Annotated in this window: 11 protein-coding genes; 8 read left to right on the top strand and 3 right to left on the bottom strand. The window is 72.6% G+C overall.

Translation table 11 applies throughout. The features are described from left to right. Nucleotides 1-343 precede the first annotated feature (343 nt). The 3 genes from IW248_RS14815 to IW248_RS14805 all read left to right on the top strand — a co-directional run bounded on the left by IW248_RS14815 (nt 344) and on the right by IW248_RS14805 (nt 4,360). Nucleotides 344-1,804, top strand: coding sequence for a lipopolysaccharide biosynthesis protein (locus tag IW248_RS14815; protein WP_196927470.1), 1,461 nt, complete (start codon nt 344-346; stop codon nt 1,802-1,804). 175 nt (nt 1,805-1,979) lie between these two features. Beyond that, a complete protein-coding gene (locus IW248_RS14810) occupies nt 1,980-3,080 on the top strand; it encodes a glycosyltransferase family 4 protein (protein WP_196927469.1) in 1,101 nt (366 codons plus the stop codon). Nucleotides 3,081-3,082: 2 nt separating this feature from the next. Further along, complete coding sequence (locus IW248_RS14805) at nt 3,083-4,360, top strand: glycosyltransferase family 4 protein (protein WP_196927468.1); 1,278 nt, start codon at nt 3,083-3,085, stop codon at nt 4,358-4,360. 44 nt (nt 4,361-4,404) lie between these two features. On the opposite strand, the gene IW248_RS33085 is transcribed toward IW248_RS14805, so the two are convergent. Both IW248_RS33085 and IW248_RS14795 read right to left on the bottom strand, forming a co-directional pair. After that, entirely contained in the window at nt 4,405-5,706 is a 1,302-nt protein-coding gene (locus IW248_RS33085; protein ID WP_196927467.1) for an O-antigen ligase family protein, read from the bottom strand. Nucleotides 5,707-5,842: 136 nt separating this feature from the next. Then, nucleotides 5,843-7,078, bottom strand: coding sequence for a glycosyltransferase family 4 protein (locus IW248_RS14795; protein ID WP_196927466.1), 1,236 nt, complete (start codon nt 7,076-7,078; stop codon nt 5,843-5,845). Nucleotides 7,079-7,305: 227 nt separating this feature from the next. Here IW248_RS14795 and IW248_RS14790 point away from each other — a divergent pair, with 227 nt between their 5' ends. The 3 genes from IW248_RS14790 to IW248_RS14780 are packed head-to-tail and all read left to right on the top strand — an operon-like array spanning nt 7,306 to nt 11,028. Next, the gene (locus tag IW248_RS14790; protein WP_196927465.1) at nt 7,306-8,250 is read left to right on the top strand and encodes an NAD-dependent epimerase/dehydratase family protein; all 945 of its coding nucleotides are present in this window, start codon (nt 7,306-7,308) and stop codon (nt 8,248-8,250) included. An 8-nt stretch (nt 8,251-8,258) separates the two neighbouring features. Further along, nucleotides 8,259-9,668 carry a lipopolysaccharide biosynthesis protein gene (locus IW248_RS14785; protein ID WP_196927464.1) on the top strand — a complete coding sequence of 470 codons (1,410 nt, stop codon included), beginning with the start codon at nt 8,259-8,261 and terminating at the stop codon, nt 9,666-9,668. After that, on the top strand, nt 9,655-11,028 hold the full coding sequence (locus IW248_RS14780; protein WP_196927463.1) for a glycosyltransferase family protein: 1,374 nt from the start codon (nt 9,655-9,657) through the stop codon (nt 11,026-11,028). The genes IW248_RS14785 and IW248_RS14780 overlap by 14 nt, the downstream gene beginning before the upstream one ends. A 17-nt stretch (nt 11,029-11,045) precedes the next feature. On the opposite strand, the gene IW248_RS14775 is transcribed toward IW248_RS14780, so the two are convergent. Beyond that, on the bottom strand, nt 11,046-12,302 hold the full coding sequence (locus IW248_RS14775; protein ID WP_196927462.1) for an O-antigen ligase family protein: 1,257 nt from the start codon (nt 12,300-12,302) through the stop codon (nt 11,046-11,048). 270 nt (nt 12,303-12,572) lie between these two features. On the opposite strand from IW248_RS14775, the gene IW248_RS14770 reads away from it, so the two are divergent. Then, on the top strand, nt 12,573-13,613 hold the full coding sequence (locus IW248_RS14770; protein ID WP_269155078.1) for a polysaccharide biosynthesis protein: 1,041 nt from the start codon (nt 12,573-12,575) through the stop codon (nt 13,611-13,613). Continuing rightward, nucleotides 13,607-14,731 carry a polysaccharide biosynthesis C-terminal domain-containing protein gene (locus IW248_RS14765; protein WP_196927461.1) on the top strand — a complete coding sequence of 375 codons (1,125 nt, stop codon included), beginning with the start codon at nt 13,607-13,609 and terminating at the stop codon, nt 14,729-14,731. Before IW248_RS14770 ends, IW248_RS14765 begins: the two co-directional genes overlap by 7 nt. Nucleotides 14,732-14,750 lie beyond the last annotated feature (19 nt).

Below are 14,750 nucleotides of genomic sequence, written 5' to 3'. Positions count from 1 at the left end.
GAGCGGGCCAGTTGCAGCAGCCGGTTGGACATCGCGTCCCCGTGCGGGAACCGGTACGCGGCCACCGCCAGCACCTGTGGCGTCGCGGTGGACCGCGGGGCCGGGATCAGGCCCGCGATGGTGGTCGGCACGCCCACGCTCTGCCCCTCCGAAGAATCAGGTAGTCAGCCCCGTTATGGCCGTTAAGTCTAAATGGCCGTGGCCGGCGCGGCGCCGCTCGCGCGCTCGTGTCGGGGTGGCAATCACAGTACTTTCAGTAATCCTACGACTACTGATAGCAACCATGCTCGACCGTCCTCGTTGAACCCGTTGACCTGTCGACGGGGCCTGGAGGCGACACGGCATGCGACGACCGACCACCAGCGAGGCGCCGGTCGGGCCCGGTCTGGTCGTGGCGAACCGGCCGCCGCCCCTCGGCGGTGCCGCCCCGCCGGAGCCGCCGAGCACGGGAAGGTCCCGCAGCCGTGCGCTCGCCGGCGGCATCGTGTCCGCGCTGGCCGGCAAGATGGTCGGGCTGGCCGCGCCACTGCTGATCACCCCGTTGGCCTTTCGTAGCCTCGGCGCGGAGCGGTACGGGCTCTGGATGGCGGTCACGTCGCTCACCGGCATGGCGCTCTTCGCCGACTTCGGGCTCGGCAACGGGCTGCTGACCCGGCTGGCGAGGTTGCGCGGCACCGGCGAACGGCCCGCCGCGGCCAGGGAGATCTCCAGCGCGTACGCGCTGCTGGGCGCGCTGTCCGTACTGCTGATGGTGGTGCTGGTCGCGACCCTGCGGTGGGTGCCCTGGCCGGCGCTGCTGAACGCCGTGGACCCGACGGTGGCCCGCGACGCCCGGCCGGTGGTGCTGCTCTGCTTCGGCGCCTTCCTGGTCAACATCCCCCTCGCCCTGATCCAGCGGGTCCAGTACGCCCACCAGCAGGTGGCCCAGAGCAACCTGTGGCAGGCCGGCGGCAGCCTCGTCTCGGTCGCCCTGGTCTACGCCGCGGTCACCACCGGGGCTGGTCACGTCCTTGTCGTCGCCGCCGCGGTGCTCGCGGTGCCGGTGGTCAACCTGGCCAACTCGGTGTGCTACTTCGCGTGGCAGGACCGGGAGTTACGGCCCCGTGCCCGGCACGTGCGCGCGGCGGTGGCCCGGAGTCTGCTCCGGCTGGGCGCCCGGTTCTTCCTGCTCTCGGTGCTCTGCTCGGTGGTGCTCAACCTCGACGGCTTCCTGATCAGCCGGGTGCTGGGGCTGCCCGCCGCCGCGACCTACGCGGTCGTGCTGCGGATGTTCGCCCTGCTGACCCTGTTCGTCACGCTGGTGAACCTGCCGTTCTGGCCGGCCAACGGCGAGGCGCTGGCCCGGGGGGACCTGGCCTGGGTGCGGCGGGTCACTCTCCGGATGGTGGGCCTGTCGGCCGGCGTCGTCGCCCTGCCCGGCCTCGCTCTCGTGCTGGTCGGCAACGACGTGCTGCGTCTCTGGGTACGCGCGGCCGACCTCCCGCCGGTGTCTCCCATGCTCTTCGCGGGGCTCGCCGCCTGGTCGGTGCTGCTGGCCGTGGCGGCCCCGCTGTTCATGGTGCAGAACAGCGTCGGCCTGCTCCGACCCCAGTTCGTCGGCTGGGCGGGCTGCCTGCTGCTGGCCGTACCCCTGAAGATCGTCCTGGCCGACCGGGTGGGCCTGCCCGGGGTGGCGCTCGCCTCGGCCGCGACCTACGGGCTCACGGTGCTGCCGGCCGCCGTGGTCGGCTACCGCCGGGTGCTGGCCGGCGGGTCGAAATGGGCGGAGAGGGGCGTCGCGACCGCGACGGTCGGGGGGCCGTGAGGGTTCGGGCGCGGCGGGTCGGCGTCACCTCGCCGCTCGTGCCGCAGTTACCACCCGTGGTGCGGTCCGCACATCCGGACCGGCTCGTCATCGCGCCACCGTCGGAATGGGGGGTCATGCAGCGTCTCGCCGTGCGCGACACCCGACGCCGCCCGGCGTCGGTCGGAGTCGCGTCGTGACGCGGCCGGTGGTGGTGCAGCACTCGGCCGGTGTTCCGGGAGCCAACGGCCCGCTGACCGCCGTGCAGCGCGTGCTCGCCTCGCCGCTGGCCGACCGGTACGAGTTCGTCCGGATGCACCAGAGCGCGGGCAACGGCAGCCTGAACGTGCCGCTGCTGCGCGAATGGGTGCGCCTGCTGCGGCGGGTCCGCCCCGATCTCGTGCACGTGCGGGGTCTGCAGAACGAGGGTCTGCACGGGGTGCTCGCCGCCCGCCTCGCCGGCTGCCGCCGGATCCTGGTCACCGTGCACGGCACCGTACGCGACCTGCGGCAGCCCGGCCGGCCCTGGCGCCGCCGGCTGCTCGTGCACGGCGCCGAACCCGCGACACTGCGGATGGCCAGCCACGTCGGCACCGTCTGCGAGTACGCGGCCCGCCGGGACTTCCTGCGCGAGCTGGGCGGGAAGTTCATCGGGGTGATCCCCAACGGGGTGCCGCTGCCGGCCCACCCCCGCGCGTCGCGGGACCGGGTCCGCGCCGAGTTGGGCCTGCGCCCCGACGACGTCGCCATGATCGCGGTGTCCCGGCTGACCTGGGAGAAGGGCTACGGCGTCCTCGCCGACGCGATGCGCCGGCTGCCGCCGTCCACCGTGCGCCGGCCGGGACAGTCCGGCGTCCGCCGGGTTCTGCTGGTCGCCGGTGACGGCCCCGACCGGGCGGGGGTCGCCGCGGCCCTGGCCGACAGCGGAGAGGTCGAGGTACGTCTGCTCGGCAACCGACTCGACGTGCCGGACCTGCTCGCCGCGGCGGACCTCTTCGTCTTCCCGACCCTGCACGAGAACCTCTCCAACGCGCTGCTGGAGGCCATGGCGCACGGACTGCCGGTCATCGCGTCGGCGGTCGGCGGCAACGTGGAGGTGCTGCGCTCCGGCGGAGGGCGGCTGGTGCCGGCGGGTGATCCCGAAGCGCTGGCCGGGGCGCTGTCGCCGCTGCTGGACGACTCGGCCGAGCGGCGCCACCTGGGAGAGCTGGGTCGCAAGGTGGTGGCCGAGGGCTACAGCCTGGACGCCATGCTCGGTTCGCTCGACAGCGTCTACCAACGCATCATCGGGGAGTGAGGATGGCCGACCACCGCAGCCCTCGGGTCACCCTGTTGGGCTTCACCGTGCCGGACGACCTGCTGGCCGAGATCATCGCCCGGGACACCATCATGCCCACCCAGACGCACACCTTCGCCTGGAGTCTGGTCCGCAGCCTGCGCGCCGCCGACTGTCCGGTGCACCTGCTCTCCGCCGCCCCGGTGTCCACCTGGCCGAGCAACCGTCAGATCCGCTTCCGTCCCGGCCGATTCCGGCAGGACGACGTGGACGGCCACCTGCTGGCGTTCGTCAACCTGCTCGGCCTCAAGCACCTCACCCGGTTCGTGGCGGCGTGGCGCACCGGGAGCCGGGAGCTGCGCGGGCAGCGGACGGATGTGCTGCTGGTGCACGGCGTGCACTCGCCCTTCCTGTGGTTCGGTGTGCTGCGTGCACGGCGGCGTGGCGTACGGGTGGTGCCGGTGCTCACCGACCCGCCGGGTGTCGCGCTGCCCACCGACGGCCGGGTGGTCCGGCTGCTGCGAGGGCTCGACGTGGCGCTGGTCCGGGCCGCGCTCGCCCGCTGCTCCGGGGTGATCGCGTTGACGCCCGCGCTGGCCGACGACTTCGCCCCCGGCCGGCCGCGGCTGGTGCTAGAGGGTATCTGTGCCGCCGGGCCGGCCACCGTCGACGATGCCCGGCCGGGTGCCATCGGGGTGACCCGGGACATCGTCTACGCCGGCGGTCTGAGCCGCGCCTACGGCGTCGACCGGCTCGTCGAGGCGTTCGGCGAGTTGCCCGGGGACGACCTGCGGCTGTGCGTGTACGGGCGGGGCGAGCTGGAGGGCTGGTTGCGGGAGCGGGCCGCCACGGACCGGCGCATCGCGCCCCCGCAGTTGCTGCCCCGGGCCGAGTTGCTGCCCCGGCTGTCCCGGGCGAGCGTGCTGGTGAATCCCCGCCCGGTGGATCAGGACTTCGTCCGTTGGTCGTTCCCGTCGAAGATCATCGAGTACCTGGCGGCCGGTGTGCCGGTGGTGAGCACCCGCCTGCCGGGCATCCCGGCGGTGTACGACCCCTGGCTGTCCTTCGCCGAGCCGGACACCGCCGAGGGGCTGCGCGCCGCCATCGCCGGGGTGCTGCGCCTGCCGCCCCACGCGGCCCGTGAGCTGGGTGCCGGTGGCGCCCGGTTCGTGCGGGAGACCCGCAGCCCGGCGGCCCAGGGGCGGCGGATGCACGACTTCCTCGCCGACCTGACCGGGCTCACCGGCCCGCGGCCCGCCCCGGCCGACGCGGGGGCGTTCGCCCCGGACCGGGTCGGCTGACCCGCAGCCCCGCAGCACCTGACCCCGGCCGCCGCCGAGTCCGCTCAGCGCACCAGGCCCACAAGTGGTCGGTTCGGGCCGCTGTTCGGCGTGGCCGGTGGCTTCTCGGCGGCCGGCTCCAGCAGTGCCACCGGCAGCCGGGACCACAGGGCCAGCATCAGCCACGCCACAGGTGAGATCTCCCAGTGCCCGCTGAGCCAGATCGGCGTCCATCCGACGATCAGCACGCCGACGAGCGTCCCGTGCCGGCGGCCCAGTCCGGGTGCCGCGTCCCGGATGAGGAAGCCGACAAGCGCCGCGAACAACGCGATCCCGATCAGGCCGAGGTCGTTGCCGAGGGTGAGCAGCAACGAATGGGCACCCACCCCGTAGTACGGATTGGTGCTCGGAAAGGCGCCCACACCGATTCCGACAAGCGGCGAGTCCCAGAACGACGCCTCGGCGACCGGCCAGACGGCCAGCCGCCCGGAGAGGTCGTCCAGGGGACGGTCGAACACGGTCGCCAACCACTGTGGCTGGTAGCGCGTAAGGTGCCCGAACGGCACGAGGGCCAGCAGGACGGCCGAGGCGCCGACGGCGAAGGCCCAGGTCCGCCCGGCGAGCCGGTCCACGATCAGGTACGCCACGACGGCGGCCAGCGCGACCTGGCTGGCGCGCGTGCCGGTGAGCATCGTCGCGTAGCCGAACAGTGGCAGCAGCAGCCAGAGCCCGGCGCGGACCAGGCGGTTCCCGGCCCGGGCCAGCACCAGCAGGACGGTGACCAGGGCGGCGGTGGCCAGGCAGTACGCGGTGTAGTTGACGCCCACGCCCTCCAGTGAGACGCGTAGCGCGGTCTCGTCCAGGCGGCTGGCCCGGATCAGTTGGATGGCGGTCCAGCCCGCGCCGCCGAGGAAGGCGCCGGCGACCAGTAGTACGCGGCGCCGACTGGACAGCACGTGACGCGCGGCGATCAGCAGCAGGGCCATGGTCCACCAGGCGCGTACCGCGATCTGACTGCCGTCGATGTCCCGGGTCCACATCAGCGTGGTGGTGGCCCAGCAGCAGATCAGGATCGCCAGGTAGTCCGCCGGGCCGATGCGGGGGATCCGGCCGCTGGTCAGCAGCGCGGCGGCGGCGAGCCAGAGCCCACCCTGGTAGACCAGGTTCGGGTTGACCGGACCCAGGACGGCGGCGAGGCAGATGGGCAGCACGCTCAACCACGCCAGGTTCCACCGGCTGCTGACGGGCGTCGTGGCGGGGCGGGCCGGCCGGGGCTGACCGATCGGCGACGGGGTCGGCGTGATGCCTGCCGAGCGTCCGGGCGGTGGCTCCATGATGGACCGTGCTGCGCCGTACCCCTGAGCCACAGGCTCTCCTCCTGCCGAGCGGTGATCCGGCCGGCGGGTGCCGTACCGTGCCGCAACGAGCCTAGGTGGAGATTGAGGGAGGTACCTCTACTTTGCCCAACAACTGGTTTATATCGGGCATTTCAACGAAGGGGCGTCAGCCTCGACCACGCGCCGCGGCCTTGCTCAACAGATCCTCGATCTGGTCGACGCCGACCCGCAGCGACATCCGGTCCAGGTAGAGCTGGCGACCCCGACAACCCATCGCGAGCCGTTGCTCGGTGGACACCCGGGCCGCGGCCACGAACTGGTCGGCCAACGCCCGCCAGTCGTCCGGCGGGCAGACCAGGCCCGCCCCGCCGGCGCTGACCAGCCGGGCGGCGTCGCCATCAGCCGACATCAACACCGGCACGCCGCAGGCGAGCGCGGCCTGCAACTTCGACGGCACCGTCCCGCGCAGCCACGGAAGGTCCCGCAGCATCACCAACTGGTAGTCGGCGGCGGCGTACAGCTCGGCCATCTCCGCCGCCGGACGCCGGCCGAGGAACCGGACGTTGACCGCGCCCAACTCGTCGGCGAGCTTGCGGGCCTGCTCCGCGCCCAGCCCGGTGCCGACGAAGACCAGATCCACCGCGTCCGGCGCGGCCGCCGCCGCCCGGATCGCCACGTCCACGCCCTGCAACAACCCCAGGTTGCCGGCGAACATCACGGTGGTCCGTCCCCGATGGCCGATCGCCGCCCGGGCGGCGTCGGTGCACGGCACCGGCCGGAACAGCGCCTCGTCGGTCCAGTTGAAGACGGTGCGCACCGCCCCCGGGTCGACGCCGCGCTCGACCACCTGCTCCGCCATCGCGGGCGCGATCACCGCGATGCCCGCGCAGGAGTGGTAGATGCGACGCATCGACGCGGTGAGGACGCGGTCCAGCGCTCTGCCGGCCAGCCCCGGCGGGGCCATCCCCGAGGCGGTCACCGACTCCGGCCACAGGTCCTGGACGTGCAGCACCGCCGGTACGCCACGCAGCAGGCGCAGCAGCCCGGCGGCAGCGTACGAGGTGGGCGGTGGGTGGTAGACGTAGAGCGCGTCGACGCCGCGCAGGTGTCGCGGGGCGGCGAGGGTGCTGGTGGCCGCGAACGACAGGTAGCTGACCGCCCGGCGCAGGCCGGAACGGTCGTGGCTCGGATACGCCGGCACCCGGCGCACCGTCACCCCGCCGTCGGTGTTCAGGTGGTTCCACCGCTGTCGCCAGCCCGGGTAGATCCGCCCGAGCGGCAGGCTCGGGAAGGTGGTCAACACGCGCACCTCGTGCCCGCGCCGGGCCAGTTCGGTGGCCAGCTGACCCGGCACGAAGGTGCTCTCCGGCGGGTACCACTGGCTGATCAGTCCGATTCGCATCTCCGGCACTCCCGTCCGGGTCGGCCGGGCCTCGCACCGGCTTGCTGTCCGCAGGGTCAGCTCACCACATCAAACGGGCCACTGCCCCCAACTCGCCCACTAGGGCTGAGAACGGGCGGAAGTGAAACGGGACACGCGTTCCGGTGCGTGACCTGCACCGGAAGCGCTCGTTGTCCCACTGGGTAGCCGACGCCGGGCCGCCACCGACGGGCCGAAGGGGAGACCTCGTGAAGGTAGTGGTGACCGGGGGAGCCGGGTTCATCGGCGCCAACCTGGTGCGGGCGCTGGACGAAACCCCACAGGTGACCGAGATCGTGGTCGTCGACGACCTCTCCACCGGCCTGCTGGACAACCTGCACGGCCAACCCGTTCGGCTGCACCAGGGGACCGTGCTCGACCCCGACCTGCTCGACGAGGCGTTCGCCGGAGCGGCCAGCGTGGTGCACCTGGCCGCCCTCGGCTCGGTGCCGCGCTCCATCGACCGGCCGCTGCCCAGCCACCACGCCAACGCCACCGGCACGCTGATGGTGCTGGAGGCCGCCCGCCGGCACGGCGTGCAGCAGGTCATCCTCTCCTCGTCCTCGTCGGTGTACGGCGCCAACCCGGTGCTGCCCCGGCAGGAGGGGCTCCGCCCCATCCCGGTCTCCCCGTACGCGGTGTCCAAGCTGGCCGCCGAGGCGTACGCGGTCGCCTACGCCTCCTGCTACGACATGGGCGTGCTGCCGTTCCGCTTCTTCAACGTCTTCGGCCCACGGCAGGCGGCGCACCACGCGTACGCCGCCGTGCTGCCCCGGTTCGTCACCGCAGCCCTCGCCGGCGAGCCGCTGCGGGTGCACGGTGACGGCCGACAGACCCGCGACTTCACGTTCGTCGGCAGCGTCACCACGGTGCTCGTCGACGCCATCGTCCGCCGGGTGTCCACCACCGACGTGGTGAACCTGGCCTTCGGCGTACGGGTCTCCCTCCTCGACATGATCGCCGAACTGGAGGACATCATGGGCCGGCCGTTGCCCGTGGTGCACGAGCCACCGCGTCCCGGCGACGTACGGGACTCGCAGGCCGACTGCGGCCGGTTGCGGGAGCTGTTCCCCTCGGTGCGACAGGTGCCGCTGCGCACCGGCCTGGAGCAGACCGTGTCCTGGATGTCCGGTCGCGTGCTCACCGGCCAGTAGGCCGCGTCATGTCGTCCGGGGTCGTCGATCGGACCCGGCGGGCCGGTATGCCGGGCGGGTGGCGTGGCCGCTCGGCGCGCAGCCGACGGCTGGTCACCGGCATCACCACCGCGCTGGTCAGCCGGGCCGCCGGGTTGATCGTGCCGATCGTGCTGGTCCCGGTGACGCTGCCCTTCTTCGGCAACGACCTGTACGGGCTGTGGATGGCTGTCGCGTCGCTGGCCGGCATGGCGGCCTTCGCCGACCTGGGGCTCGGCAGCGGTCTGATGACGAAGCTGGCTTCCTGCTACGCCCACGGCGACACCACACTGGCCCGCCGTTACATCTCCAGCGCGTACCTGACCCTGACGGTGCTGGCGTTCGCGCTGACCGGCCTGCTCTGGTTCACCGCCGGGGTCGTGCCGTGGTCGTCGCTGTTCAACGTGACCGGGCAGGTCACCCCGGAGCAGACCCGGATGATCTCGCTGATCTGTCTCACCGGGTTCGCGCTGAACGTGCCGCTGTCCCTGATCGCCCGTGTCCAGTACGCCTACCAGCAGGTCGGCCCGAGCAACGTCTGGCAGACCGCCGGCAGCCTCGGCGCGCTCGCCGCCGTTCTCGGGGTGGTCTGGGCCGACCTGTCGCCGATCCTCGTGATCGCCGTGTCCGTCGCCACGCCGCTGCTGATCAACCTGCTCAACACGCTCTGGTTCTTCGGTCGGCAGGAGCCGCGGATCCGACCCACGCCGAGAGCCGTCCAGGCCGGCGCGGCCCTGGAACTGACCCGGCTCAGTGGGTTGTTCTTCGTGCTGACCGTGGTCATCTCGTGCGCCACCAACGCCGACACGCTGATCATCGCGCACGCGCTCGGCCTGTCCGCGGTGGCCGGGTACGTGGTGCCGGCGAAGTTGCTGTCCCAGCTCGGCCAACTCGTCGTCCTGGTCAACGTGCCGCTCTGGCCGGCCAACGGTGAGGCCCTGGCCCAGGGCCACCTGGACTGGGTACGGCGAACGACCCGACGGATGACAGTGCTGTCGGTGCTCGCCGCCGGCCTGCCCATCGCGGTGCTTGTGGCGTTCGGCGACCGGATCTTCGCCGCCTGGCTGCCGGTGCCGATGGGTGACGACCGCTGGCTGCTCGCCGGGCTGGGTGTCTGGTGGCTGCTCCAGGCCGCGTTGTCGCCACGGTTCATGGTGCAGAACGCCGACGGTGTCATCGTCCCGCAGCTCGTCGGCTGGGGGGCGTTCCTGCTGCTGTCGGCGCTCGGCAAGTGGTACGCGGCCGGCCGGCTCGGTGTCGCCGCCGTGCCCTGGGTCGGCGCGCTCGGCTACGCGCTGACCGTCGTGCCGGCCGCGCTCTACGGATATCACCGGACGTTGCGCCGGCACCGCCGCCCGGCCACCGAACAGGAGGGAGTCGTCGCCCATGCCGTCCGTTGAGGAGTATCCCCGGGTCCTGGTGGTGAGCGCCGCCGTCTTCGACCGCACCACCGGCACCGGCATCACCCTGTCGAACCTGTTCGCCGGCTGGCCACCGGACCGGCTCGCCCAGCTGTACACCGAGGACGCCAGCCCCGGTGCGGAGGTGCGTGGCACGTTCGCCCGCTTCGCGCCGCGCAACGCCCCGGTGGAGTACCACCTGTTCCGGCTCCGGCAACGCACCCGCCGACCCGACCCGGCCGGCGTTCCGGCGGCCGAGGCCGTCGACCCGCTGCCCGGCCCGGTGCGCGCCCGGCTGCGTGCGCAACTGCGGGCCTTCGTCGATCTCAGCCCGGTCCGCGTGCCCGTCGATGTTCGGGGCTGGCTGCGGGAGCAACGTCCGGACGTGGTCTACGCGACGCTGGGCAGCATCCGGATGATGCGCCTGGCGGTGACCGCCGCGCAGGAGTGCGACGCGCCGCTGGTGCCGCACTTCATGGACGACTGGCCCAGCACCCTGTACGCCAACGGGCAGGTGCTCGGTGTCCCCCGGCTCGCGGTCCTCGCCGGCATGCGGGAGGTAATGCGGCACTCGTCGTACGGGATGGGGATCAGCGAGGCAATGGCCCGCGAGTTCGAGCAGCGGTACGGGCTGCCGTTCGCCGCGTTCGGCAACTGCGTGTCCCCGTCCGACTTCGCCGACCCCGACCAGCCGGCGTCGCCACTGTCGGCGGACGGCACTGTCGATCTCGTCTACGTGGGTGGGCTGCACCTGGACCGGTGGCGTTCGCTGCGCCGGATCGGCGAGGTGGTGCAGCGGCTGGCGCAGCGCGGCACACCGGCCCGGCTGACAGTGCACGCCCCGGCGACCAACCTGGCCCAGTACGACGGTGTCTTCGCCGGGCTGCCCGCGGTTCGGCTGGGCCGGTCGTTGAGCGCGGGCGAGGTTCCCGGGGTGCTCCGGCAAGCTGACGTGCTGGTGCACGTCGAGGCGTTCGCCGAGGAGTTTCGCCGGTACACCCGCTACTCGCTGTCCACGAAGATCCCGCAGTACCTGGCGGCGGGCCGGCCGGTGCTCGGGTTCGGTCCCGCCGAACTGGCCTCGATGGCCCACCTGTCGGCGGCCGACGCCGGCCGGGTCGTCGGCGTCGACGACGAGGCGGCCCTGACCGAGGCGATCGGCGCGCTCTGCGCCGACGCCGAGCTGCGGGACCGGTTGGGCCGGCAGGGTCTGACGTACGCGGTGCGGCACCACCGCACCGACCGGGTGGCCGCCCGCTTCGCCGAGGTGCTGCGGGAGGCCGCCCACCGCCGGGTGGCCCGGCCACCGGCGCCCCGGTCCGGCTCGGGGACGACGCTGCGGGGCGTGGACGCCGGCTGACCGGCCTCGCCCGACGGTCAGCGGCGGCTGAACCTGCCGGCGCCGGCCATCGGCGCCGGCGTCGTCCAGCGCAGGAGGGAGCGGGCATGTCGCGGCGCGACGCCGCGCGCCCGCTCCGGACCCCAGATCCCGGGGAGCACGGTGAGCAGGCCCAGGGCCAGCCAGAAGCCCAGCGCGGTCTCCCACTGACCGGTCAACCAGATCGGCAGCATGGCGGCGGTGAACGCGCAGGCCAGCAGTAACGCCGTCCGACCGGTGCGGGCGGCGGTGACCAGCGCCGCGGCCATCGTCCCGAAGTAGAGCAGCACCCCGACCAGACCCAGGTCGTTGCCGACGGTCAGCAGCAGGTTGTGCGGCCCGATCTCGTACGGGTTGGTGGAGATGAACACGCCGGCGCCGGAGCCGGTCAGCGGTGACTCCCACCAGGTCGACAGGGCGTACGGCCAGATGGAGAGCCGCCCGGAGATGTCGCCGGTGGGTCTGCCGTACAGCCCGTCGAGCCAGAGCATCTCGTTCTGCGGGGTCATCCCGAACGGCACCGCCAGCACCGCGATCCCGGCGATCCCGGCGACGGCGACCCCCGTGAGTCGGGGCAGCAGGTGCGCCGCCAGTGCGGTGAGTAGTCCGAGCAGCACGCCGATGGCCGCGCCACGCGAGCCGGTGAGCAGCACCGCGTACCCGAGCAGCGCGATCAGCCCCAGCGGCGCCAACCACAGCGACCGCCGGTGCGCGCCCGCCGAGGCGAGCACCAGGGCCACCACCACCCCCACGGCCAGGGTGTACGCGGTGAGGTTCACCTCCCTGCCGTCGACGCCGTAGCGGTGGGCGAAGAGCAGCACGTCCCCCTGCGAGCGCGCGCCGGTGACCACCTCGACGGCGATGACGGCACAGCCGGCGAGGTAGGCCCAGCCGACCAGCAGCAGGTCCCGTCGAGTACGGACGACGTGCCGGCAGGCCACCAGGAGCAGGCAGACCGAGAGGTAGCGGTAGGCGGCGGGCAGGGTGAGGTCGGTGCGGCTGCTCCAGAGCAGGCTGGCGGCGGCCCAGAACGCGAGGAGCAATGCGAGCGTGTCGACGGCGCGCAGCCGGGGCAGTCGGCCGCTGAGGCCGATCGCCAGCAGGGCCAGCAGTGCGGCGTAGTTGAAGGACCACCAGGGTGGGCGGGCGGCCATGAAGGCGACCACGCAGAGCACCAGGACGGCGGGGAGGCTGCCGCTGGGTCCGCACGGGCGGGGCTGGGGGCGCGCGCGACCGGTCGAGAGAGGGAGCGGCACGGAACCGTTTCTATCAGGTGAAGGCCGACGAAGTGCCGAATTCACCCGACAAACACGGACCTTTTCGACGCAATTTTGCGCCAGCTGGTGCTTGTTTGGGGTGTTTGGGTTGAACACGTATCCGGGCTTCCCACCTCTCGTTGACCCGGGTGCCGCATCCGGTGGGGCTTTCGCCTGGGCACCGGAGATCGGCGCCCGCGCGGCAGCGTGCAGCGCTGCGTCCGGGCTGGCGGGTGACAACCGCCCGTCGGGTGACGAACGGGAGAACCAATGAGCGTGATGACCGCGGGCCGCCGGGTACTGATCACCGGCGGGACCGGATCCTTTGGACAGACCATGGCCCGACGTCTGCTCGACCGGGACGTCGCCGAGGTGCGGATCCTCAGCCGGGATGAGGCCAAGCAGGAAGCCATGCGGCGTTCCTTCGGCGACGAACGGGTGCGCTACCACGTGGGCGACGTCCGCGACGTCGACACCGTGCTGCGGGCCACCAGGGGCGTCGACTTCGTCTTCCACGCGGCGGCACTCAAGCAGGTGCCGTCCTGCGAGTTCTTCCCCCTCGAAGCGGTGCGCACCAACATCCTCGGCAGCGGCAACGTGGTCGAGGCCGCCGCCCACAACGGGGTCAGCTCGGTGGTCGTGCTCAGCACCGACAAGGCCGTCTACCCGGTGAACGCGATGGGCATGAGCAAGGCGCTGATGGAGAAGGTCGCCCAGGCGTACGCCCGGAACAACCCGAACAGCGCCACCACCGTCTCCTGCGTCCGGTACGGCAACGTCATGTACTCGCGCGGCTCGGTGATCCCGCTCTTCATCGAGCAGATCAAGGCCGGCCGCGCGCCGACCGTCACCGAGCCGAGCATGACCCGGTTCCTCATGTCGCTGGCCGACTCGGTCGACCTGGTCGAGCACGCCTTCCACCACGCCCGCCCCGGCGACGTGTTCATCCGCAAGGCAGCCGCCTGCACCATCAGCGACCTCGCCGAGGCGATCTGCCAGCTCTTCGACGTGCCGTTCAAGCTGGAGGTCATCGGCGTACGGCACAGCGAGAAGTGGCACGAGACCCTCGCGAGCCGGGAGGAGCTGGCCCAGGCCGACGACTTCGGTGACTTCTTCCGGGTGCCTCTGGACGCCCGGGACCTGAACTACGCGCTCTACGTCTCGGAGGGTGAGCTGGGCGAGGTGCCCCACGAGGACTTCAACTCGGCCAACGCCACCCGGCTCGGCGTACCCGAGGTGGTGGAGCTGCTCAAGACGCTGCCCGAGATCCGGGCGGAGCTGGCGCTGCGCGACCCGGTGCTGGCGTGCTGAGCCTCGCCGTCACCGGTGCCGGCGGTTTCCTCGGCTGGCACGTGCGGGTCCTGCTGCGGGCGCTCGGCTGGCCCGAGCCGACCGTGCTTACCCGCGCCGACCTGGCCGACCCGGCGGTGGTCGCCCGCAAGATCGCCGGAGTGGACCGGGTGCTGCACCTGGCCGGGGTCAACCGCGGTGAACCCGCGGACGTGGCCGCCGGCAACGTCCACCTCGCCGCCCAGCTCGCCAACGGTCTGCGGGCCTGCCCGGATCCGCCGATCGGGGTGGTCTTCGCCAACTCGGTGCAGGCCGGCAACGGCACCCCGTACGGCGACGCCAAGGCCACCGCCGCCGGCATCCTCGCCGACACCGGCGTTCCGTTGGACGACCTGTTGCTGCCCAACCTGTACGGCGAGCACGGGCGGCCCTGGTACAACTCGGCGGTCGCCACCTTCTGCCGGGTGCTCGCCGAGGGCGGCCAGCCGGAGGTGCACGCCGACCGTGAGATGGACCTGGTGCACGTCACCGACGCCGCGGCCCGGCTGGCCGGCGTCGCGGCGGGCGGCTCCTGGGATCCGGCCATGCCGGCGCTGCGGACCGGGGTCCGTGACCTCGCCGACCAGCTCGCCTCGTACGCCGACGTCTACCGCACCGGCGAGATTCCGGCACTGCGCGACCGGCACGACGTGCGGCTGTTCAACACCTACCGGTCGCACTGCTTCCCGGCGCACTATCCGCTCGCCCTGCCGACCCGGGCCGACGCCCGGGGCGCGCTCGTCGAGACGGTGAAGGCGCACGGGGGAGCGGGGCAGACGTTCTGCTCCACCACCCGGCCCGGCGTCACCCGCGGCGAGCACTTCCACCTGGCCAAGGTGGAACGGTTCGTGGTGCTGCGCGGCTCGGCCGACATCAGCCTGCGCCGGGTCGGCGACACCGACGTCGTCCGGTTCCCGGTCAGCGGCGACGAACCGGTCGTGATCGACATGCCGACCATGTGGGCGCACAACATCACCAACACCGGCCCCGACGAGCTGCTCACCCTCTTCTGGACCAACGAGCTGTTCGACCCGGAGCGGCCCGACACGTGGCCAGAGCCGGTCGGGGACGAACACCGGGTGCCGGCCGGCGTCCGGTGAGTGACCTGCAGAGGGAGAC

It is taken from the genome of Micromonospora ureilytica, from assembly GCF_015751765.1.
Lineage (GTDB): Bacteria > Actinomycetota > Actinomycetes > Mycobacteriales > Micromonosporaceae > Micromonospora > Micromonospora ureilytica.
This window is presented reverse-complemented; position numbering and strand designations above follow the sequence as displayed.

Excerpts from the sequence above, each read along its gene's own strand:
- IW248_RS14815 (WP_196927470.1), top strand. The coding sequence starts at position 344 with ATGCGACGACCGACCACCAGCGAGGCGCCGGTCGGGCCCGGTCTGGTC.
- IW248_RS14805 (WP_196927468.1), top strand. The coding sequence starts at position 3,083 with ATGGCCGACCACCGCAGCCCTCGGGTCACCCTGTTGGGCTTCACCGTG.
- IW248_RS14795 (WP_196927466.1), bottom strand. The coding sequence starts at position 7,078 with ATGCGAATCGGACTGATCAGCCAGTGGTACCCGCCGGAGAGCACCTTC.
- IW248_RS14785 (WP_196927464.1), top strand. The coding sequence starts at position 8,259 with ATGTCGTCCGGGGTCGTCGATCGGACCCGGCGGGCCGGTATGCCGGGC.
- IW248_RS14780 (WP_196927463.1), top strand. The coding sequence starts at position 9,655 with ATGCCGTCCGTTGAGGAGTATCCCCGGGTCCTGGTGGTGAGCGCCGCC.
- IW248_RS14770 (WP_269155078.1), top strand. The coding sequence starts at position 12,573 with ATGAGCGTGATGACCGCGGGCCGCCGGGTACTGATCACCGGCGGGACC.